At 56.1% G+C, this 18,168-nt stretch carries 24 protein-coding genes and 1 tRNA gene; 8 read left to right on the top strand and 17 right to left on the bottom strand.

The annotated features are described in order from the left end of the window. Positions 1 to 685 precede the first annotated feature (685 nt). The 6 genes from SCT_RS10385 (at position 686) to SCT_RS10360 (ending at position 3,170) form a co-directional block, all read left to right on the top strand. A complete protein-coding gene (locus SCT_RS10385; protein ID WP_059422603.1) occupies positions 686 to 928 on the top strand; it encodes a type II toxin-antitoxin system Phd/YefM family antitoxin in 243 nt (80 codons plus the stop codon). After that, positions 925 to 1,188 (top strand): Txe/YoeB family addiction module toxin, encoded by a 264-nt coding sequence (locus tag SCT_RS10380; RefSeq protein ID WP_059422601.1) that lies wholly within the window; start codon positions 925 to 927, stop codon positions 1,186 to 1,188. The genes SCT_RS10385 and SCT_RS10380 overlap by 4 nt, the downstream gene beginning before the upstream one ends. Positions 1,189 to 1,615: 427 nt before the next feature. After that, a complete protein-coding gene (locus SCT_RS17675) occupies positions 1,616 to 1,852 on the top strand; it encodes a GDCCVxC domain-containing (seleno)protein (RefSeq protein ID WP_082098293.1) in 237 nt (78 codons plus the stop codon). Between the two features lie 10 nt (positions 1,853 to 1,862). Then, positions 1,863 to 2,198 carry a DUF2288 domain-containing protein gene (locus tag SCT_RS10370; RefSeq protein ID WP_059422597.1) on the top strand — a complete coding sequence of 112 codons (336 nt, stop codon included), beginning with the start codon at positions 1,863 to 1,865 and terminating at the stop codon, positions 2,196 to 2,198. A gap of 53 nt (positions 2,199 to 2,251) precedes the next feature. Next, on the top strand, positions 2,252 to 2,479 hold the full coding sequence (locus SCT_RS10365) for a DUF924 family protein (RefSeq protein ID WP_059422595.1): 228 nt from the start codon (positions 2,252 to 2,254) through the stop codon (positions 2,477 to 2,479). An 85-nt stretch (positions 2,480 to 2,564) separates the two neighbouring features. Next, positions 2,565 to 3,170 (top strand): DUF4202 domain-containing protein, encoded by a 606-nt coding sequence (locus tag SCT_RS10360; RefSeq protein WP_059422593.1) that lies wholly within the window; start codon positions 2,565 to 2,567, stop codon positions 3,168 to 3,170. A gap of 102 nt (positions 3,171 to 3,272) precedes the next feature. Here SCT_RS10360 and SCT_RS10355 read toward each other — a convergent pair whose 3' ends face one another. Beyond that, positions 3,273 to 3,701 carry a Spy/CpxP family protein refolding chaperone gene (locus SCT_RS10355; RefSeq protein WP_059422592.1) on the bottom strand — a complete coding sequence of 143 codons (429 nt, stop codon included), beginning with the start codon at positions 3,699 to 3,701 and terminating at the stop codon, positions 3,273 to 3,275. Between the two features lie 168 nt (positions 3,702 to 3,869). Here SCT_RS10355 and SCT_RS10350 point away from each other — a divergent pair, with 168 nt between their 5' ends. Both SCT_RS10350 and SCT_RS10345 read left to right on the top strand, forming a co-directional pair. After that, complete coding sequence (locus tag SCT_RS10350; protein WP_189799657.1) at positions 3,870 to 4,592, top strand: response regulator; 723 nt, start codon at positions 3,870 to 3,872, stop codon at positions 4,590 to 4,592. 1 nt (position 4,593) lies between these two features. After that, complete coding sequence (locus SCT_RS10345) at positions 4,594 to 5,937, top strand: ATP-binding protein (protein ID WP_189799656.1); 1,344 nt, start codon at positions 4,594 to 4,596, stop codon at positions 5,935 to 5,937. 98 nt (positions 5,938 to 6,035) lie between these two features. On the opposite strand, the gene pal is transcribed toward SCT_RS10345, so the two are convergent. From pal to SCT_RS10265, 16 genes are all read right to left on the bottom strand, one after another. Next, positions 6,036 to 6,554 carry a peptidoglycan-associated lipoprotein Pal gene (gene pal / locus SCT_RS10340; protein WP_059422584.1) on the bottom strand — a complete coding sequence of 173 codons (519 nt, stop codon included), beginning with the start codon at positions 6,552 to 6,554 and terminating at the stop codon, positions 6,036 to 6,038. Positions 6,555 to 6,589: 35 nt separating this feature from the next. Continuing rightward, complete coding sequence (locus SCT_RS10335) at positions 6,590 to 8,296, bottom strand: SulP family inorganic anion transporter (protein WP_059422582.1); 1,707 nt, start codon at positions 8,294 to 8,296, stop codon at positions 6,590 to 6,592. Next, the gene (locus tag SCT_RS10330) at positions 8,293 to 8,475 is read right to left on the bottom strand and encodes a hypothetical protein (protein WP_059422580.1); all 183 of its coding nucleotides are present in this window, start codon (positions 8,473 to 8,475) and stop codon (positions 8,293 to 8,295) included. Before SCT_RS10330 ends, SCT_RS10335 begins: the two co-directional genes overlap by 4 nt. A 230-nt stretch (positions 8,476 to 8,705) precedes the next feature. Continuing rightward, positions 8,706 to 9,980, bottom strand: a complete 1,275-nt coding sequence (locus SCT_RS10325) for a HAMP domain-containing sensor histidine kinase (protein ID WP_082098292.1) — start codon at positions 9,978 to 9,980, stop codon at positions 8,706 to 8,708. Beyond that, positions 9,973 to 10,644 (bottom strand): response regulator transcription factor, encoded by a 672-nt coding sequence (locus SCT_RS10320; RefSeq protein ID WP_059422573.1) that lies wholly within the window; start codon positions 10,642 to 10,644, stop codon positions 9,973 to 9,975. The genes SCT_RS10325 and SCT_RS10320 overlap by 8 nt, the downstream gene beginning before the upstream one ends. Before the next feature lie 58 nt (positions 10,645 to 10,702). Then, positions 10,703 to 11,212 (bottom strand): cytochrome b/b6 domain-containing protein, encoded by a 510-nt coding sequence (locus SCT_RS10315; protein ID WP_059422570.1) that lies wholly within the window; start codon positions 11,210 to 11,212, stop codon positions 10,703 to 10,705. A 6-nt stretch (positions 11,213 to 11,218) separates the two neighbouring features. Next, positions 11,219 to 11,992, bottom strand: a complete 774-nt coding sequence (locus SCT_RS10310) for a tetratricopeptide repeat protein (protein WP_059422568.1) — start codon at positions 11,990 to 11,992, stop codon at positions 11,219 to 11,221. Positions 11,993 to 12,281: 289 nt separating this feature from the next. Next, positions 12,282 to 13,127 (bottom strand): HlyC/CorC family transporter, encoded by an 846-nt coding sequence (locus SCT_RS10305; protein WP_059422565.1) that lies wholly within the window; start codon positions 13,125 to 13,127, stop codon positions 12,282 to 12,284. A gap of 64 nt (positions 13,128 to 13,191) precedes the next feature. After that, positions 13,192 to 13,665 carry an rRNA maturation RNase YbeY gene (ybeY, locus tag SCT_RS10300; protein ID WP_059422563.1) on the bottom strand — a complete coding sequence of 158 codons (474 nt, stop codon included), beginning with the start codon at positions 13,663 to 13,665 and terminating at the stop codon, positions 13,192 to 13,194. Positions 13,666 to 13,672: 7 nt separating this feature from the next. Then, on the bottom strand, positions 13,673 to 14,629 hold the full coding sequence (locus tag SCT_RS10295; RefSeq protein WP_059422561.1) for a PhoH family protein: 957 nt from the start codon (positions 14,627 to 14,629) through the stop codon (positions 13,673 to 13,675). Between the two features lie 10 nt (positions 14,630 to 14,639). Next, the gene (gene miaB, locus SCT_RS10290) at positions 14,640 to 15,971 is read right to left on the bottom strand and encodes a tRNA (N6-isopentenyl adenosine(37)-C2)-methylthiotransferase MiaB (RefSeq protein ID WP_059422559.1); all 1,332 of its coding nucleotides are present in this window, start codon (positions 15,969 to 15,971) and stop codon (positions 14,640 to 14,642) included. Between the two features lie 133 nt (positions 15,972 to 16,104). Beyond that, on the bottom strand, positions 16,105 to 16,407 hold the full coding sequence (locus SCT_RS10285; protein WP_059422557.1) for a hypothetical protein: 303 nt from the start codon (positions 16,405 to 16,407) through the stop codon (positions 16,105 to 16,107). Between the two features lie 65 nt (positions 16,408 to 16,472). Further along, positions 16,473 to 16,549 (bottom strand) — tRNA-Met (locus SCT_RS10280). A gap of 66 nt (positions 16,550 to 16,615) precedes the next feature. Next, positions 16,616 to 16,987: a hypothetical protein gene (locus SCT_RS10275; RefSeq protein ID WP_059422552.1), complete on the bottom strand. Its 372-nt coding sequence runs from the start codon at positions 16,985 to 16,987 to the stop codon at positions 16,616 to 16,618. A 49-nt stretch (positions 16,988 to 17,036) separates the two neighbouring features. After that, positions 17,037 to 17,414: a PilZ domain-containing protein gene (locus SCT_RS10270; RefSeq protein WP_059422548.1), complete on the bottom strand. Its 378-nt coding sequence runs from the start codon at positions 17,412 to 17,414 to the stop codon at positions 17,037 to 17,039. 116 nt (positions 17,415 to 17,530) lie between these two features. Continuing rightward, positions 17,531 to 18,166 carry a DUF1109 domain-containing protein gene (locus tag SCT_RS10265; protein ID WP_059422546.1) on the bottom strand — a complete coding sequence of 212 codons (636 nt, stop codon included), beginning with the start codon at positions 18,164 to 18,166 and terminating at the stop codon, positions 17,531 to 17,533. Positions 18,167 to 18,168: the final 2 nt, after the last annotated feature.

Genomic DNA, 18,168 nt, shown 5'->3' with positions numbered 1-18,168 from the left:
CCTGTGAATTTTTGAACTTTCGGGGCTTCGGCCAAGTTTTGTAATCGGCCAGCCCCGGCACCCTCAATTTGGACGTTATGTGTGATGAAAACTTTAGGGGGGATATTATGTTTATGATCGATTACAAAGAACTCAGCTGGCGGTACTGGTTTGTGACCGCATGCCTTCTTACTGCAGGTGTTGCCGGATACCCAATTGGATTCTTCTTTGCCATAGGTCTCACTATATTCCAGTTAATACACTTCACAATACGAGAGCACAGCATTACTGCTTTTCCAGTCCAGGTTCGATTTTGGTATTTGATGCTTCTTCTTGTTGCGCTCCCAGAACCGTTGCAGATAGTTTATTGGGTGCCTACTGTGGGAACGTGGGCACAATTGATATTTGGCTACTGTACGATGGCACGCTGTGTATCGCTCTTTCCGTGGAATCGTGATGAACGATTTTCAGTCGGATTGTTGAAGAAAACATTCTTTTCTCGTCCCGTGCGCGGCAGCATAATGCAGGGTCAACCCCCCTTAAAACAAACGGAGGGCCACACATAACAAGGCGCTCAAGCGGGACAGGCTTATGGCGGGCTTCGCCCACCTCCAGCTTGCCCCTTAGCTTCGACGTTGTGCCTCTCAATGGGCGGATTGACATAACGTACGACAATACGTACCATTGTGGTTTTAGGAGACCCCAAATGGCCACACTCACTGCTAGCGAGGCACGCGCCAATCTGTATCGCCTCATCGACCAGGCTGCTGAATCACATCAGCCAATCCACATCGTAGGCAAACGAACGAGCGCCGTTCTTCTGTCCACCGAGGATTGGCAGGCAATCCAAGAAACGCTCTATCTGCTCTCGATTCCAGGCATGCGCGAATCCATCAAGGAAGGCATGGCCGAGCCTCTTGGCAAAAATGCCAAGGAGCTTAACTGGTGAGTTGGCAGGTAGTCTATTCAAAGCATGCCGAGAAAGATGCGAAGAAGCTGGCTGCAGCTGGCCTAAAGACCAAGGCACAAGAACTGTTAGCCGTTCTTGCCGCCGACCCGTTTCAGAATCCTCCTCCATACGAAAAGCTCGTAGGGGATTTGGCCGGCGCATATTCAAGACGCATCAATATTCAGCATCGCTTGGTCTATGAAGTCTTCACCAAAGAGCGCGTGGTTCGTGTGCTTCGCATGTGGTCGCACTATGAGTGAGAGCGGCCCAACCTATCGTTGCAGAGGACGCTGCGCGATAAAGCAGCGCCGCGCCTCTGAACTTTTACGTTAGAGCACGCTATGTTTCCTTGGCTTCTGCTATTCCTTACATTTGCATTCGCCTACTTGGCCTACGACGCGTCGTTGCTTGTGTCAACGCACAACTCTTTACCGTACTCTGTTATCGCCAAAGTTTGGGGTCAAGAATTGTCGTACCTCCCGCTCAGCGAACAGGAGAAATTTAAGCACTACCCCAATCGCTATGGCTTCGGGAATCTCAATCAGGTCGTATGGCTTTTCACAATTCTCGCAGTAGGTTGCGCTATGGCCACTTTTCTTGCGTTTCTCGAATGGAAGTGCTTTAACCCTCATCAGTCGAGCGGACGCGCCAAAAGCGGCGTGGTACGAACAAGTTTTAGAGGTACAAATGCTGAGCACTGAACCCGTCCTTGAATCCATCATCACTTGCCCGCATTGCGGTCACTCGAAGCACGAAACCATGCCGACCGACGCTTGCCAGTGGTTTTACGAGTGCACCAGCTGCCATGTCTTGCTGCGCCCGAAAGCAGGCGATTGCTGCGTGTTTTGTTCATACGGCTCAGTCCCGTGTCCGCCCATCCAGCTAGAAGGCAAACCCGGCGGTTCCTGCTGCGGCCATCCCTGAGGTTTTATCCATGAGCACATCAGAAAATCAGGATGAGATACTCCGGGCAAAACTCAATCTGGAAACATCCCGGATCGCGTGGAAGGAGTTGCTGCGTTTTTTTGCTGCCGGCAGTGTGATTGCGGTTGATGAGGGCTTGGACCTGATCGAGGTGGCCGTTCAGATTTCGAACGACAACAAGACGCAAATCGAACAATGGCTGATGGCGCATAAAGTCGAAAAAGTGTCCGATGCTCAGGCCAAGGCATGGCTGGATGCCGATGCCACGCTATGGGCGGTGGTGGTTAACCCGTGGATTCTGGTTCAGCACAAAGGCCAAGATACCTCTCTTGCACAGTACCAATAATGCCCAACCCAATCCCCTGCGAAAAAATAATCGGTTTCTGGTAATCGGATGAAATGCGGAAGCGCTGGTTTTCATCGATTCCTGAACGGGACGAGGACCAGAAGCCTTTGGTAAAGCTGTTTGAAAAAACCCGCCTGGAAAGCAATTTATGCTTTGCCAAACGGCATAGGGATATCGCCAGCAAATTCGGCCGATTTCCGCATCGGAACGCTCTCCCTGGCAGGGAAAGCACAATCCAGGAAATTGAATACTTCAATTCCGGCGAGGTATTCCTGGGCTGATTATTTGCGGCATAAAAACTACTTGTTAACAAAGCGCTGCGCCTTGTTTACCATAGCACCCTGATTCATTTTCGAGCGAGACACCATGACCACCGTATCCGACCGTTTCAAGGACGCAATTGCCCGCATCGACGCCGCCAACGGGACTGACCCCAACAAGGAAATATTCGAGGGCAAGGAATACCCCAAGGAACTGCTGTATTCACAGCGCATGACCGCGTGGCTGGACAAGTTCGAACCCAACGCATCCGAGGCATTGCAGCTTGCCGCCCGCGCCCAGCACATTTGCCGCTGGAAGATACCGCGCAGCGACTATCCGATGAACCGCAAGGGCTACAACGACTGGCGCACCACTCTGGCAAAATTTCACGGCGACACCACGTCCGCGATCATGAGGCAGGTGGGCTACGACGATGCGATGTGCGAGACGGTCAAGTCGCTGTTGTTGAAAGACCGCATCAAACTGGGCGACCCCGATGGACAGATTCTTGAAGACGTGATCTGCCTGGTGTTTCTGGAATTTTATTTTGTCCCCTTCGCGCCGCATTACACCGAGCCGAAGCTGATCAGCATCGTGCAGAAGACCTGGAAGAAGATGTCGGAGCGCGGTCACGAGACAGCGCTTACGCTCGCCCCACTCTGGCCGGCAGACTTGCTTGCGTCGGTACAAAAAGCACTGGCAGGCGCTTAGAGGGGTTCAGTGTCGCAGGGCGCTCAAGGCGAGCCCTGCGACTGCTGCTACTTTTTCTCAACTACAACTTCACTCGACTAAAAGCAGTCTGGCAAGCAAAACTCAACGCCGGCGATGTTTTGAGAACTGATCGTCAAACAGCTTCTGTTGCTCAGGCGTCAAGACCGCGTAGAATTCCTTGACAGTGGCTACCCGATCGGCCATCCGGCTTTCGTGTTCCTTCATCAAGGCAAGCATCCGCTCCAGGCGCTCTGGCGCATGCAGCGCAGAAAGTTCAGATGGATCCGGCCGGTTACGGGCTACAGCAGGCTTCATCTTTTCATGGAACGACTTCCATGCGGTTTCCTGTTCCGAGGTAAGCTTGAGCTTGTCATGCAACTCAACCTGGCGCTTCTCAATCCGCTCGGCGAATTTGTCTGATCCGGCGCCCATGGGGCCACATCCTGTATTGGCAAGAGCCAGGACCGGTGCGGTTCCAAGGCCGATAGCGGCAAGCCCGATGAGAAAAATGTTTCTGCGAAACTTGGTCATGGTTGAATCTCCTGATGGTTTAGTGCAACTCGCACAGTGCCTATTTCACCAGCCTTGTGTATCTGGAATATGTTCAGTTTGTATCGTTCTTTGTCCATTCGATCATTCGATACCCCCCGCTACAATTCAACCCACAGACAGCCCCGCGGTTTCGGCATAATGGCCACCATGGATACTCAACCCTGCATTCTCTTTGTAGACGACGATCGCGACATACGCTCGCTGCTCGCCGAATACCTGGACGCAAACGGCTTCCGCACGCTGACCGCAGCCGACGGAACGGGCATGTGGCGGATACTGGACAGCACGCGTATCGACCTGATCGTGCTGGATCTCACACTGCCGGGCGAAGACGGACTTACGCTTTGCCGCACGCTGCGGGCACGCTCCAATCTGCCGGTCATCATGCTGACCGCCCGCGGCGAGCCGCTCGATCGCATTCTCGGGCTCGAAATGGGGGCCGATGACTACATGGCAAAACCCTTCGAACCCCGCGAACTGATCGCGCGCATCCGCAATGTGCTGCGCCGCACGCAAGCACTGCCCCCGAACCTGGAGCCGCTCAATGCGAAACGACTGTGCTTTGCAGGATGGATTCTCGACCTGGCGGCACGCCATCTGATCAGCCCGCAAAACACTGTGGTAATGCTCTCGGGCGCAGAATTTCGCTTGCTCAAGATTTTTCTCGAACATCCCAATCGGGTATTGAACCGGGATCAACTGCTCAATCTCACCCATGGGCGCGACGCCGACCCCTTCGATCGATCCATCGACCTGCAAGTCAGCCGGCTGCGGCAGAAACTGGGAGAGGATGCCAAGGTGCCAATGCTGCTCAAGACCGTGCGCAACGAGGGCTATGTGCTGGCGACGCCGGTAAGCGTGGAGAAATGACGTGAAAACATTTTTCGGCTCGATGGTGGGCCGGGTTTTTCTGATCCTGGTGGGCGGCATTTTTGCCTCGGGCGCACTCACTTTTCTTCTTGCCGACAGTGCACGTCAGGCGGACATTTCGCATATCCGGTCCCTGCACATCGCCGAACGGGTGGAACAACTCGTTCTCATGCTCGACGCGGCGCCCCGGGAAGCAAGAGGCCCGGTTGCTGCCGCGGCCAGCCGCAACGGCTTCATCGCCAAAATTGCCAGCACCGGGATCGGCGATGAAGGGGAACCGGACACCGCACTCACCTCGGCCCTGCTCCAGCGCTTGGGCGAAGACCGCCATATCGTGTCGCAGAAAACGGATTGCGCCGCAATGTCACAGACACCTGGCGCTCCGCCGCAATACAGACCACAAGCCGTTTGCCGAACAGTATCCCTCTCCTTGCACGATGGAATGTTTCTCCACCTGGTCCTGCAACCCCGCAGCCCTCCGCCTGTCACACTGCCCAAGCCGCGGCTGCTGCTTTATCTATTCTTCTTTGCGACCTGTCTCGGCCTGCTCGCCTACGCAGTCGCGCGCATGTCAGTTCGACCGCTCAGGCAACTGGCGCGGGCGGCTACCGAGCTTGGCCGCAACATCGAGCAACCGCCGCTAGCCGAACGCGGCCCGACCGAAGTACGCCATGCCGCCTCCGCATTCAACACGATGCAGGCGCAAATTCGCCGCTACATCCAGGAGCGTACCCAGATGCTTGCGGCCATCACGCACGACCTGCAAACACCGCTGACGCGGATTCGGCTTCGCCTTGAGAAGGTTCAGGATCAGGAACTGCAGGCCAGACTGGTCGAGGATCTTTCGGCAGTGCAAACCATGATCAAGGAAGGGCTCGATCTCGCCCGCAGCATGAACTCCGAAGAGCCGATGCAGCGCACGGATTTCGATTCGATCCTGGACAGCGTCTGCGCCGACGCAGCGGAAGCAGGGCAGGACGTAACGCTGAGCGGGCTTACCGGGGTTTCCATCGCGGCGCAGCCGAATGCAATGCGGCGCTGCCTCACCAACCTGATCGACAATGCGGTGAAATACGGCGGATACGCGCGGGTTACCGCCAGCCTGGACAAGAATAAAGCGATCGTGCAGGTGCGGGATGGCGGACCCGGAATCCCGGAGAATATGCTGGAAGCGGTGTTCGACCCGTTTTTCCGGCTAGAAGGCTCGCGTTCGCGAGACACCGGCGGCACTGGGATAGGTATCACCATCGCGCGCAACATCGCCGAGAAGCACGGTGGAACACTTTATCTCCGCAACCATCCTGACGGCGGGCTGATGGCGACCCTCGAATTGCCGACCGCTTGATCGCCCATCGTACAGTAAGTAGGCTACTTTGGAGAATCTGGCCTGAGATGGCGGGTGAATTGCTTCACCCGGCCAAAACAACTTACTTTGGATGCTGTTCACTCGCCCTGGTAAACGATATCTGAGCGACGGTTTTCCTTCCAGCAGGATTCGTCATGGCAGGTAGTGCGGGGTTTCTCTTCGCCAAAGCTGATGACCTCGATCTGGCTGTCGGACGCGCCCATCACATTCATCACTTTCCTTACGCTGTCGGCACGACGATTGCCCAGGGCAATGTTGTACTCGCGGCTGCCGCGTTCGTCGCAATTGCCCTGTACTGCAACCTTGGCGGCCTTATTGCCGGTCAAATACCTGGCATGCGCCTCGACCATCGGCTTGTATTCATCCTTCACGTCAGACTTGTCGAAATCGTAATACACGCTGCGCTTGGAGAGGATGTTGTTGGGATCTTTCAGAGGATTGGCCGCCACCGCCTGCTGACCGGCAGGCTTGGTATCCGCACCCGCCTGAGTCGCCGTTCTGTCCTCGACCGCCGCCTTGGGCTGGTCCTTCACGTCCTGGCCGGCGCAGCCGGCCAGAAATAACAAACTCAATAAACAAACAGACAAACCTTGCATGAATCACCCCTTGAATATTTAATGAAAAACATCTGTCATATCGGCCGACCTATTCTCGTATCGATCACTCCACGCAAGAATAGTTGGTCGAAAGCTTCCTGGTCGCTGGAAAATATATTATCGGTACCGATCTTTTGGCTCAAACCAGTATTATCCATGACTTCTCTAACCTGTTTCTTGGGGCCGCTGAAACCCAAAGTAATGCCGTTATTTTTTAACCGGCTGATCAAGGTAGAAAGCATCTCGACGCCCGATGCATCCAGAGAATTAACCCCATTGCATTTCACCAGAATGTGGCGAACCGATGGATTTTCTCTTTCAAACGTCAGAAGCGCATCTTCGAAATACGAAACATTGATGAACCGGAGCGCCCCATCGAAACGGATCGCGCCGAGCTTGGGGTGCAAAAGAGGCAAGTTGTGGCGGCGCGCATCGCGTAACGTTCCGTCTTCGAATATCCCCAGATCGGCAACGCGAGGCTGCATCATTCGGTAGAGCAGCAATGCCAGCGAAAGGATGATGCCGGTAAGTATGCCGTTCTGAATATTCGGTGCAAAGGCAAGCGTGGCCAGGAAGGTCACAATGGCTGCGATACCATCGTCACGACTGGCGCGCCAGGCGTTGGCAATCGACTGGAAATTAACCAGGCCGATCACAGCCATCATGATAACGGCCGCCAGAACCGGTTTGGGCAAGTGATAAAGCAACGAGGTAAAGAACAACAACGTCAACAATACGAAGACCGCCGAAACAACAGAAGATAATGCGGTCTGTGCATTGGTGGCAAGATTCAGGGCGGAACGGGAAAAAGAACCGCTAACCGGCAAGGAATGACAGAAGGCGGAGGCAATTTTCGCCAAGCCCTGGCCGATAAGTTCCTTGTTCTCATCCCAGGGTTGACGGGTCTTGAGCGCAATCACCTTGGAACTGGACATGGCCTCCATGAAACTGATAAGTGCAATGACGAATCCGGCAGGAATGAGCGACTTGGTTGCATTCCAGTCAAGCAGAGGAATACTCAGGGTAGGCAAACCCTGCGGAACGACACCAACGACTTTCCCACCCATACTGGCGTACCCGATCTCATAGCTGATCCAGGTCAGCAGAACCACCGTGATCAACACACCGGGGAGCCGGGGAGCCAGCTTCTTGAACGCCAGCAGCAACAGGATTGCCGACACCCCAAAGGCGACTGATATCTCGTGCATGGTATCGATGTGAATGAGCACCTGCCAGATATCGAGAAGGAAATGGCTGGATTGAGTCGCAGAAATGCCCAGTAGTGTCGGGAGTTGCGAAAGCCCAATAATGATGGCGGCGGCGTTGATGAAGCCCATCAATACCGGATTGGACAGAAAGTTGAGCAGTACGCCCATCCTCAATGCGCCAAACATGACTTGAAACATGCCAGACAGCAATGCCAGCAGGACCACATAGGCGTAAAACACTTCGCTGCCGTGAGCTGCCAATGGGGCCACGCTGGCGGCAGTCAAAAGAGAAGTCATCGCAACCGGGCCAGTCGAGAGTTGCCTGGAAGAGCCGGCCAAAGCGCCAACGATGGTGGGGATCAGGGCCGCATAAAGACCGTAGTAGGCCGGAACACCGGCGAGCTGGGCATAGGCGAGAGATTGCGGAATGGCGACCAGCGATACGGTGACCCCGGCCACCAGATCCTTCTTGAGCGTGTCTGGGGATAGGGTCCGCCATTTTGCAATGGGGAGACGATGAACCCAGGCATTCATTGTTTTTTCATCGCCTTGTCTTGATCGAGCATCTCTTGAACCTTATCCAGGTTTCCCGCCTCGGCGTAGGCAATTGCCGTAAACAATCGATCCACCCTTCGAAAAAAATGCGTCACCGCTAGTCGCACGGTAACCAGCGGAGAATCGAAACCATGGGTAGTTTCGGAAGGGTATTCCATGAAAGAGGTTGATGCCGAAGATATTCTCATTTGATCGCTCGCACATTAAGGTTGGCTGATGCCGGAACCTCATCACAACAAGCGGTGATTTAAAGGTGCGCGGCCCCGCATCGGCAGGCTGATTTAACTCAAAATTCAACCTGCTTCACATTACGGTGCAATCGTACAATGACAGCCGTCAAGCTTGCGTCAAGGAAACGTCAAGGGAACGTCAAGCAATCGGAGAAGCTTCAAGAATATCCGGCGAAGAACAACTGTGCGGTAGTGCCGCGGCCTTCAGTGCTTTCGATGACCGTCTCCCAGCCGTACCGGTCGCAGATGCGCTTGACCAGAGACAGTCCGATACCAGCACCGGTGCTGGTCGAGCCCTTGAAGTGCCGCTGGAATACTTTGCCAATTTCTTCCTCATGGATTCCTCGGCCGGTATCGGTCACCGTCAAACAGTTGTCGTCCACCTGGATGGAAACTGTGCCGGACTCGGTGTAGGTAAATGCGTTCCGGATCAGGTTGGCTATAACGATGCTCAGGAGCGTGCGCTCGGCGGAAATTCGAGGACGACTCTGGTAATCGATTTCGACATTTGTTGTGGCGCTGACGAGGTAGCGGTGCGCCTCTACGGCATCTCTGACTACGTCGCATACATCGCATTCCTGCTCGACCGGTTCATCCGAAGTTTTTTCCCGCGCCATCAGCAGCAGGGCGGCAGTCAGGTCTATCATCTGCCGGGCTGCACGACCGACCCGCGCAATGCGTTTTTGCTGTTTTTCGTCGAGGTTATCATCCTCCTCCATCAGCTCGACGGCGCCCTGGATAATAGCCAAAGGAGTTCTTAGCTCATGGCTGACATCCGCAGTAAAAGCACGCTCCCGATCCATAAACGCCCGCATCCGCCTGAGGTATCCGTCGAACACCTGGGCGAGCTTGCCGATTTCGTCGTTGGAAAACCCCTTTGCGACATCCAGCGCCTCGTCCTCCGGCCTTGCTTTGTCAACCCGTCGGGCAAGCGTAGCGACCGGCGCGACAACCCGCCCCGCCAGCCACCATCCGATTGCGGCAGAAACCAGCGTCATGATCAGGGCGCCGGCCACCAGGTAAATCAGGAACTGCTCCTCGCGCTGGCGCTGTCGCATCTCATTGAACAGCATGACATAACGCTCATCCCCCCGATCAACGACGGCGACCCGGTAAGGAATATCGGCTAGCGTCAACTGGTGCTTGCCGGGGTTGAGTCTGAGCAGTTCAGGCGGCATGTCTTCCGCGCCCCTTCCCGGCACATGAACATAGCCTCGCACGCTGATCGTGGCAGGTGGCAGAGAGTTCGGGTTGCGCGACCGCCGGGACATATAATCCTCGATTTCCGCCCGCAGCGTTTCGTCCATCAAGCGTTCGCCGAGGTTGTGCGCGGTAAAGAAAAGGCCTAGCGACAAGAGCAGGCTGACCAATGCGCCAAAGCCGGCAAATGTTGATGCCAGCCGGAACCGAAGGCTGTGACGGACGCTAGTCATCGCTGATCTGGTAACCGATCCCCCGCAGGGTTCTGATGAGCGGTTTGTCCGCCTGTTTGTCGATGGCGTTGCGCAGGATGTGAAGGTGCGCCCGCAAGGCGTCGCTGTCGGGAGGCGAGTCGCCCCAGATGCCACGCTCAAGCTCTTCCCGCGGCAACACCCGAGGAGAGTGCCTCATCAGTATCTCGAGGATTTTTAGCGGAATTGGGGGCAATTCTACAGCTCGACCGCCGCGCATCACCTTGAGGGTGCCGGGGTCGAAAGACAAGTCTCCGACTTGAAGCGTGGACGGGCCTTCCCGCACTTGCGCACGCCTGACGAGCGCGCGCAGGCGAGCCTCGACTTCCCGCAGAGCAAAAGGCTTCACCACGTAATCGTCGGCGCCTGCCTCCAGTCCGGCAATCTTGTCGTCCAGCGAGTCGCGCGCCGTGAGCATCAAGACCGGCGTATGCTTGCCGGCTTCCCGCAGTCGCCGGCATAACGTCAGCCCGTCGATGCCGGGCAGCATCAGATCCAGTATGAGAACATCGTACTGATTCGATGCGGCAAGATGAAGCCCGGTGATGCCATCTCCAGCCAAGTCCATGTCATGGCCTTTAGCTTCGAAATAATCGAACATGTTCAGCGCCAGGTCGCGGTTGTCTTCTATCAGCAGAATATTCATCGTAAATTTAAGTATCGCAACTATTCAGCCAAACCCGGCAAAATAATCAATACATGAGTCAAATGAACCGCAGCAGCGAAATTGCCCAGTGCAACCCCAAGTAGATCCAGAGGGAAATTGCAGTGGCACTGTGAACTTCCCGTATGGCTGTCACGAATGTGGACATGCCGCCATCGCCGGTTACGCCAAAATACAGGATTAGGCCGGTCATTGCCATCAGGCTCGCTATCAGCAGTCCAAGCCCTTGCAGCGTTCCGGCCGACACCTGCAGGCGGCCTCTTATAGAACGGTGTGTAGGAGATGGGGATAACCTGCGCTTGAACAGCCATGGATAAAGGACCTTCATGCCGTTGCTGGCGCGCCCGGACAGTTGCCATAGCCAGTGTACGATGAGTAAGGCCAGAACACCCAACCCGCCCATTCGGTGAATCTGAAAGAAAACGTCGCCCATTCCCCCGGTTGGCACGCCTAGCCTGGGCGCATCCATCATCAGGCTGAACATAAGTTGCGCGCTGACGCCAAATGCAAGGCCCGCATGGAGCCAGTAGGTCGTGCGGTCGTACTTCATTCAGTCTTAGCGAGAGGAAAGTTTGTCTGCATTCTGGGGCGGGTGGGCTTTTGCCCACGAGGAGGCCGATACCACGGCATCGGCAATCTGTTTCTGCGACATTTTCCGGGCCAGGATTCTCATATTGTATTCAGCCAAATGGTTGCTATTGGAAGCTGCGACAGCGAACCATTTGTAGGCTTCTACATCATTTTCCGGTGCGCCTCGACCGTTCCAGCACATCATGCCCAGATTGTAGGCGGCACTTGCCAGCGCCTGATCAAGCACCATAGGAAAAACCTTGATCACCTGGGAGCTGTCTTCAGGCGCATGCAAAACCTTTCCGGCCCCCGTCACCAATTCAAATTGCAGCCCCACGGATTTTGGCGCGCTGGCGGCCTTGACATACCATTTAACCGCTTCGGCGTAATTTTTTGGCACGCCCAGTCCGTTCTCGTTGATAAGGCCCAGGTAAAAATTTGGCGCGGCATTACCCTGCGCCGCCGCCTTTTCGAACCAACGTGCAGCAGTGGCATAGTCCTGTTTTGTGCCATAACCATTGGCATACATCACGCCAAGGCCGAACTGCGCTTCCATGTCGCCCTGTTCTGCCGCCTTGAGGAACCATTTAAGCGCTTCTGCATCATCCCTGTTTACCGACGCCCCTGCCTGATAAAGCGCGCCCAGAACAGTCTCGGCGGCGACCGAACCGGTATGGGCTGATGCTTTTAGCTCGGCCAATGCTGCCGGGTTGCCCCCATAAGCCTTCTTCCCCAGTTGCATCGCTTGATGGGAGTCCATTCCCTGTGCAATTGCGGCATCACTTAATACCATCCACGCAATGATTGCCGCAGCAACGGAGAATAATAATGATCTAGTTATCATGGAATTCCTTAACAGTTGCGGGATACTAACAACGTAAGCTGACGGCAAACTGACAACCGGCTTGCCTGGATAATTTATGCTGTTTGACTGAGATGAATTGAGAGGGCTTGCGGAAAAAATCGATAGGTCAGTTTGGGCACTCGGAAAGCATTATCGCCAACCTGGTCAAAAACGGCCTGTCAGATGAAGTCTGAACAACTACGCATTAGGTCGAGGTGGCGTCCCCTTCATTTTCCTGCCTCTCCACCAGCAGGGAGTATAGGCGGCGGCTGTCGGCTCGCAGCACGTTGAACTTGAGGCCGCTGAAAACAACATGTTCGCCACGCTTGGGCATACGGCCGAACTTGCTGACCACCAGCCCGCCCACGGTATCGTAGTCCTCGTCGCTGAATTCTGTTCCCATGATCTCGTTGAAATCCGCGATCTCGGCCTGCGCCTTGACGCGGAAGCGGCCGTCCGGCACGCGGATGATGTTGTCTTCCTGTTCGTCGTAGTCGTATTCATCTTCGATCTCGCCGACGATCTGCTCCAGCACGTCCTCGATGGTGACCATGCCGGCCACGCCGCCGTATTCGTCCACCACGATGGCGATATGGTTGCGGTTGCTGCGGAACTCCTTGAGCAGTACGTTGAGCCGCTTCGATTCGGGGATGTATACCGCCGGGCGCAGCATGTCGCGGACGTTGAATTCCTGGCCGGCGTAATAGCGCAGCAGGTCTTTCGCCAGCAGAATGCCGATAACATCATCCTTGTCCTTGTCGATCACCGGGAAGCGCGAGTGAGCGGTTTCGATGACATAAGGGATGAATTTTTCCGGTGAATCGGCGATGTCCACCACGTCCATCTGGCTGCGTGGGATCATGACGTCACGCACCTGCATCTCGGAAACCTGGAGCACCCCTTCGATCATGGCAAGCGCATCCGCATCCAGCAGGTTGCGCTCGAAAGCGGAATACAGCAGTGCAACCAATTGTTCCCGGTCTTCCGGCTCCCGCAACAGGAGCGTGCCTAATCGTTCAAACCAGGTAGGTTTCGCAGGTTCATCATTCATAATCTAGTAAACGGTAATGGGAAATGGGGGATGAGTACGCATTATACCCATCACCGATTGCTCATCACTCATCGCCCCCATAAGGGTCAGCATAGCCCAGTTTTGTGACAATCTGGATTTCCAGGGCTTCCATCTGCCGCGCCTCTTCGTCGCTTTCGTGATCGTAACCCTGCAGGTGCAGCACACCGTGTACGGTCAAGTGCGCATAGTGCGCTTCGACGGGCTTCTCCTGCTGCACAGCCTCGCGGGCAACCACCGGGGCGCACAGCACGATATCGCCGGCCAGCGGCGACTCCGCGCCGGAAAATTCGTCATCGTATACAAAGGTTAGCACATTGGTCGCGTAGTCCTTGCCGCGATAATCGCGGTTAAGCGCCCGGCCTTCCTCATCGTCGACGATGCGCAGCGCGATCTCGGCATCCTGCCGCAACGCCGCCTTGACCCAGCGACGAAACTGGGCGCGGGTCGGCACATTTTCCGGTTTCGCCACATATTGCACTGAAAGGCTGAGTGCTGAGGTTGTGGTTTTTCGGGTCATGGCTTGCTCAGCACTTTTTTTCGCGCTTTTCATAGGCATTGACGATCTTCTGCACCAGCGGGTGGCGTACCACATCCTCGGCCAGAAAGAAGGTGAAGGCGATGCCGCTGACCTTTTCCAGCACTTGCTGGGCATCCACCAGGCCGCTCTTCTGGCCGCGCGCTAGGTCCACCTGGGTCACGTCGCCGGTAATCACGGCCTTGGCGCCGAAGCCGATGCGGGTGAGGAACATCATCATCTGTTCCGGCGTGGTGTTCTGCGCCTCGTCGAGAATGATGAAGGAATGGTTCAGGGTGCGTCCACGCATGTAGGCCAGCGGGGCAATCTCGATCGCGCCGCGCTCGAACAGCTTGCCCACCTTGTCGAAACCCATCAGATCGTAGAGCGCGTCATACAGGGGGCGCAGATAGGGGTCCACCTTCTGGGCCAGATCGCCGGGCAGAAAGCCGAGCCGTTCGCCCGCCTCCACAGCCGGGCGCACCAGCACGATGCGTTTCACCAGATCGCGCTCGAGGGCATCCACCGCGCTAGCCACCGCAAGATAAGTCTTGCCGGTGCCGGCCGGGCCGATGCCGAAGGTGATGTCGTGCTCCTGTATCTTGCACAGATACACGTTCTGGCGCGGGGTGCGGCCGTGCAGGTCGCTTTTGCGCGTCATCAGCACCGGCATGGCCACCCCTTCCTGTTCGGCGTGGCTCGCGTTCGCCACCTCGATCAGGCCGAGCTGGACATCCTCGACAGCAAGATGAGTGCGGGAACGTTCGTAGAAATTTTTCAGCGCCTCCACGGCCAGACGCGCCTGGCGTTGCTCTCCATGCACGGAAAAGTGCTCGCCACGGCGAGAAATGGTCACGTCGAGAGCGGTGGAAATCTGCTTCAGATTTTCATCCAGCGCGCCGCACAGGTTGGCGAGGCGGACATTGTCCGCAGGGGCAAAAGAAATATCGAGGGATATTGGAGTCACAGGAGCAGCCTTATTCGAGTACGACGATTTCGCCGCGCAAAGTATGGGGGGAAACTGCAGTAATGGTGACGTTGACGAACTGTCCGATGAGACGCGGATTGGCCTTGAAATTGGTCACCCGGTTGTTGTCGGTGCGCCCCATCAGTTCGGTTGCATCTTTTCTGGAAACTCCTTCCACCAGGATGCGCTGCACCGTGCCAACCATTTTCCGGTTGACGATCTGTTCCTGCTCATCGATTTTTTTCTGCAGCTGCCGCAGCCGCTCCTGCTTCACTTCGAACGGCGTGTCGTCGGCCAGCTCCGCCGCCGGCGTGCCCGGGCGCGGACTGAAAATAAAACTGTAGCCCATATCGAAGCCGACATCATCAATCAGCTTCAAGGTCGCCTCGAAATCGGCATCGGTTTCACCGGGAAACCCGACGATGAAATCCGAGGAAAGGGAAAGGTCCGGCCGCACCGCGCGCAGCTTGCGCACCAGGGACTTGTATTCGAGCGCGGTGTAGCTGCGCTTCATTGCCGCCAGCACCCGGTCAGAGCCGCTCTGGACCGGCAGATGCAGGCCGCTGGCCAGCTTGGGCACTTCGCCGTAGACATCAATCATGCGCTGGGAAAATTCAACCGGATGGGAGGTGGTAAAGCGCAGGCGCTCGATGCCGGGCACATCGGCCAGGTAATGCAGCAAATCGGCCAGGTCGGCGGTTTCCCCGTCGTGCATCGCGCCGCGGTAAGCATTGACGTTCTGCCCGAGCAGGGTGACTTCCTTCACCCCCTGCTCGGCCAGTTGCGCCACCTCGGCGATCACATCGTCGAAGGGGCGGGACACTTCGTCTCCCCGCGTATAAGGCACGATGCAGTAGGTGCAGAATTTGCCGCAACCTTCCACCACCGAGACAAACGCGGTCGCGCCATCCACCTTGGCCGCCGGCATATGGTCGAATTTTTCGATTTCAGGAAAAGACACATCCACCTGGGGCAGGCCGCTTTTGCGCCGGGCATCGATCATCTGCGGCAGGCGGTGCAAGGTCTGCGGGCCGAACACCAGATCCACATAGGGGGCGCGGCCGACGATGGCGCTGCCTTCCTGGCTCGCCACGCAGCCGCCGACGGCAATCAGCAAATCGGGGTTGTTCTGCTTCAGGGGGCGCCACCGGCCGAGCTGGTGGAAAACCTTCTCCTGAGCTCCCGCTCGCACCGAGCAGGTGTTGAGCAGGATAACGTCGGCATCCTCGACGCGCAGCGTGATTTCCATGCCTTGAGCAGCATTGAGCACGTCAGCCATCTTCGCCGAGTCGTACTCGTTCATCTGGCAACCGAAGGTTTTAATGAAAAGCTTTTTGGCCACGCAGAAAACCTAACGGACATGGCGAGAAGTATCGCCCCGAATTATGAGATCACTTCTCGCCGTGTCCGTTCCCTCTCTCCTACCTCTCCCCCAGAGGGGGAGAGTGATGAAGTATCGCTTCGCGATGCTCACGTTACGGGCTCATCCCCGCTGCTTCTTCAGGAGTGGGCAGCCATATCTTGATCAGAAAGCCGCCCGGATCGAGCTGATAGAACACCTTGGCGCTTTGCGGCAGCTGGTTGGGGACAATGCTGCGGTTGAACGTATCGTAAATACGCGCGCCGGGCGCCAGCCGGTAGACTTCCCCACCGATCTTCACTTCCGGGTAGTTATGGCCGTTGATCTGCCCGACTTGCACGTTTTGCGGCAAGAACCTGCCGGCATGAGCGGCCAGGGCGAACAACATGAGGACAAGAAATAAAAAATGCTTCAGCATAAATACACGATAGCACACAACCAAACGGTGGTGATAGTTGCCGCCAGGTTGGCATGAGAGGAAAGTGGTGGTGATAGGTGGATTTGAACCACCGACCCCAGCGTTATGAGTGCTGTGCTCTAACCGACTGAGCTATATCACCAGATAAATCGAAGGATGCGAATTCTGACTTTTTATCGTCCGTTTGTCAAGATTGATCCGCCATCGTTCATTCACGCCCGGAAAATCCAAAATCGCCTTCCCATTTCCCGTGCCGAAAGTCGATTTTCAGCCAATGCGGCACGAAGGCCGCCGGGTTCTTGATCTCAAAATCGGACAACGGAGCTTCCGCATTGTCTCTATCGATCTTGCAGGATTTCGTCATCACCGGCCTGAATGCCACCGCCAGATGTTGGTTAACCGGAAGGAATTCACGGCTGTGGGCCTGGTTGCCAAAGCGCACTTTCTTGCGGATCAGGCAACTGAAATACAGTTCCATCTCCACCGTCAGCGGGCCCATCCGGCTTGCCATCGCCGACTCGGCGGCATCGCTCCATTCCACGCGCACGGTCTTGTTGAATATTTCCACGGTTGAGTGCATCTAAATCCTTCCGCATAAAAAAACAGTGGAGCGCCGGAGTTTCCGGACACTATCTGGAATCGAACAAATGAGACAGCTCCCTGTTCAACAGCGTAGCGTCACCCAGGTTAAGCTCCGCCAGACGTCGCAGGCTGGTCAGGCTGTCCACGTCGATTTGGCGGCATTCGATTCCGACATGCGGGCCTTCCTGATGTACCACCACGCCTTCCATCACGATGGCCTCCCCAGCTCTGCCCAGATCGAGCTTCAACCGACATGCCTTTCCACGAAGGGCGGCCACAGGCTGCAACAACCCCATCAGAGCGCCCTTGAGAGCGATATCCAGCAAATGCGCCGGGTGCACCTCCTGTCCCAGATGGAGTTGAACGTTTGCATGAAAGGAAATACGGGAAAAGCGACGCTGGTCGCTGTCAGATGCCAACTTCATGGTAAGCCTCCGGTAGCACGATACTTGATGGATGATGTGGCAGCCATGCCATCTTGATGATAGTCGACAATCGGCCGCCTTTCAGGAATTTTCAGCTGATTCTGGCATCCGGAAAACTACCATTTCAACAACCTCTTCCCCATCCACCAGCCGGCAAGGCCAATGCCCAGCATGGGCAGGTAATGCCACTGGATGACGTGGATGATCGAATCGTTCAACTCATGCAGCCGCAGCCACAAGGCGCCGATACTGAAGGCGAAAAGCAGCGCGATACTGCCCGCCCATCGATAATGGGTGCTGGCGAATCGGCGCATAGCCAAGAACGTCCAGACTGCCGGCAAGAGCGAAAACAGGGTGATGCTGGCAGTGCATTCGAAATCGTGCACGGGCAGCGGCGCAGGCGGCACGTCGGCGCGCCAGGCAAAAAACAGGACGATCACGAAAATGGCAAACAGGCCAGCCGGAGCCAGAGCCGCCTTGCGCATCTGGTGCAGATCGGGAAAGGCCAGCACCGCAGCACTCAGCGACGTGGCGATGAAGATGAGGGTGAGGGAGACCAGTTCAGCAACGAACCACGGCTCATGGAGCTTTTGCATCAAGTCCGGGCGCAGTCCGGAAATCCACAAGGACGCCACGAGATACACTGCCGCCCCCGCCACCCATCCCAGGCTCAGCATGAGCGGATGGGGAGCCGGCTTCACCGGAGTGGCATCCCGGGCCAGGCTGTCAACCAGTTCTTCGATGTTTGCCATTA

The sequence above is a fragment of the Sulfuricella sp. T08 genome (assembly GCF_000971475.1).
Lineage (GTDB): Bacteria > Pseudomonadota > Gammaproteobacteria > Burkholderiales > Sulfuricellaceae > Sulfuricella.
This window is presented reverse-complemented; position numbering and strand designations above follow the sequence as displayed.

Bases quoted from the DNA above. Each gene is read 5' to 3' on its own strand.
- SCT_RS10385 (WP_059422603.1), top strand. From the start codon at position 686: ATGGCCACACTCACTGCTAGCGAGGCACGCGCCAATCTGTATCGCCTC.
- SCT_RS17675 (WP_082098293.1), top strand. From the start codon at position 1,616: ATGCTGAGCACTGAACCCGTCCTTGAATCCATCATCACTTGCCCGCAT.
- SCT_RS10370 (WP_059422597.1), top strand. From the start codon at position 1,863: ATGAGCACATCAGAAAATCAGGATGAGATACTCCGGGCAAAACTCAAT.
- SCT_RS10365 (WP_059422595.1), top strand. From the start codon at position 2,252: ATGCGGAAGCGCTGGTTTTCATCGATTCCTGAACGGGACGAGGACCAG.
- SCT_RS10360 (WP_059422593.1), top strand. From the start codon at position 2,565: ATGACCACCGTATCCGACCGTTTCAAGGACGCAATTGCCCGCATCGAC.
- SCT_RS10355 (WP_059422592.1), bottom strand. From the start codon at position 3,701: ATGACCAAGTTTCGCAGAAACATTTTTCTCATCGGGCTTGCCGCTATC.
- SCT_RS10350 (WP_189799657.1), top strand. From the start codon at position 3,870: ATGGATACTCAACCCTGCATTCTCTTTGTAGACGACGATCGCGACATA.
- pal (WP_059422584.1), bottom strand. From the start codon at position 6,554: ATGCAAGGTTTGTCTGTTTGTTTATTGAGTTTGTTATTTCTGGCCGGC.
- SCT_RS10335 (WP_059422582.1), bottom strand. From the start codon at position 8,296: ATGAATGCCTGGGTTCATCGTCTCCCCATTGCAAAATGGCGGACCCTA.
- SCT_RS10330 (WP_059422580.1), bottom strand. From the start codon at position 8,475: ATGGAATACCCTTCCGAAACTACCCATGGTTTCGATTCTCCGCTGGTT.
- SCT_RS10325 (WP_082098292.1), bottom strand. From the start codon at position 9,980: ATGACTAGCGTCCGTCACAGCCTTCGGTTCCGGCTGGCATCAACATTT.
- SCT_RS10320 (WP_059422573.1), bottom strand. From the start codon at position 10,644: ATGAATATTCTGCTGATAGAAGACAACCGCGACCTGGCGCTGAACATG.
- SCT_RS10315 (WP_059422570.1), bottom strand. From the start codon at position 11,212: ATGAAGTACGACCGCACGACCTACTGGCTCCATGCGGGCCTTGCATTT.
- SCT_RS10310 (WP_059422568.1), bottom strand. From the start codon at position 11,992: ATGGACTCCCATCAAGCGATGCAACTGGGGAAGAAGGCTTATGGGGGC.
- SCT_RS10305 (WP_059422565.1), bottom strand. From the start codon at position 13,127: ATGAATGATGAACCTGCGAAACCTACCTGGTTTGAACGATTAGGCACG.
- ybeY (WP_059422563.1), bottom strand. From the start codon at position 13,665: ATGACCCGAAAAACCACAACCTCAGCACTCAGCCTTTCAGTGCAATAT.
- SCT_RS10285 (WP_059422557.1), bottom strand. From the start codon at position 16,407: ATGCTGAAGCATTTTTTATTTCTTGTCCTCATGTTGTTCGCCCTGGCC.
- SCT_RS10275 (WP_059422552.1), bottom strand. From the start codon at position 16,987: ATGCACTCAACCGTGGAAATATTCAACAAGACCGTGCGCGTGGAATGG.
- SCT_RS10270 (WP_059422548.1), bottom strand. From the start codon at position 17,414: ATGAAGTTGGCATCTGACAGCGACCAGCGTCGCTTTTCCCGTATTTCC.
- SCT_RS10265 (WP_059422546.1), bottom strand. From the start codon at position 18,166: ATGGCAAACATCGAAGAACTGGTTGACAGCCTGGCCCGGGATGCCACT.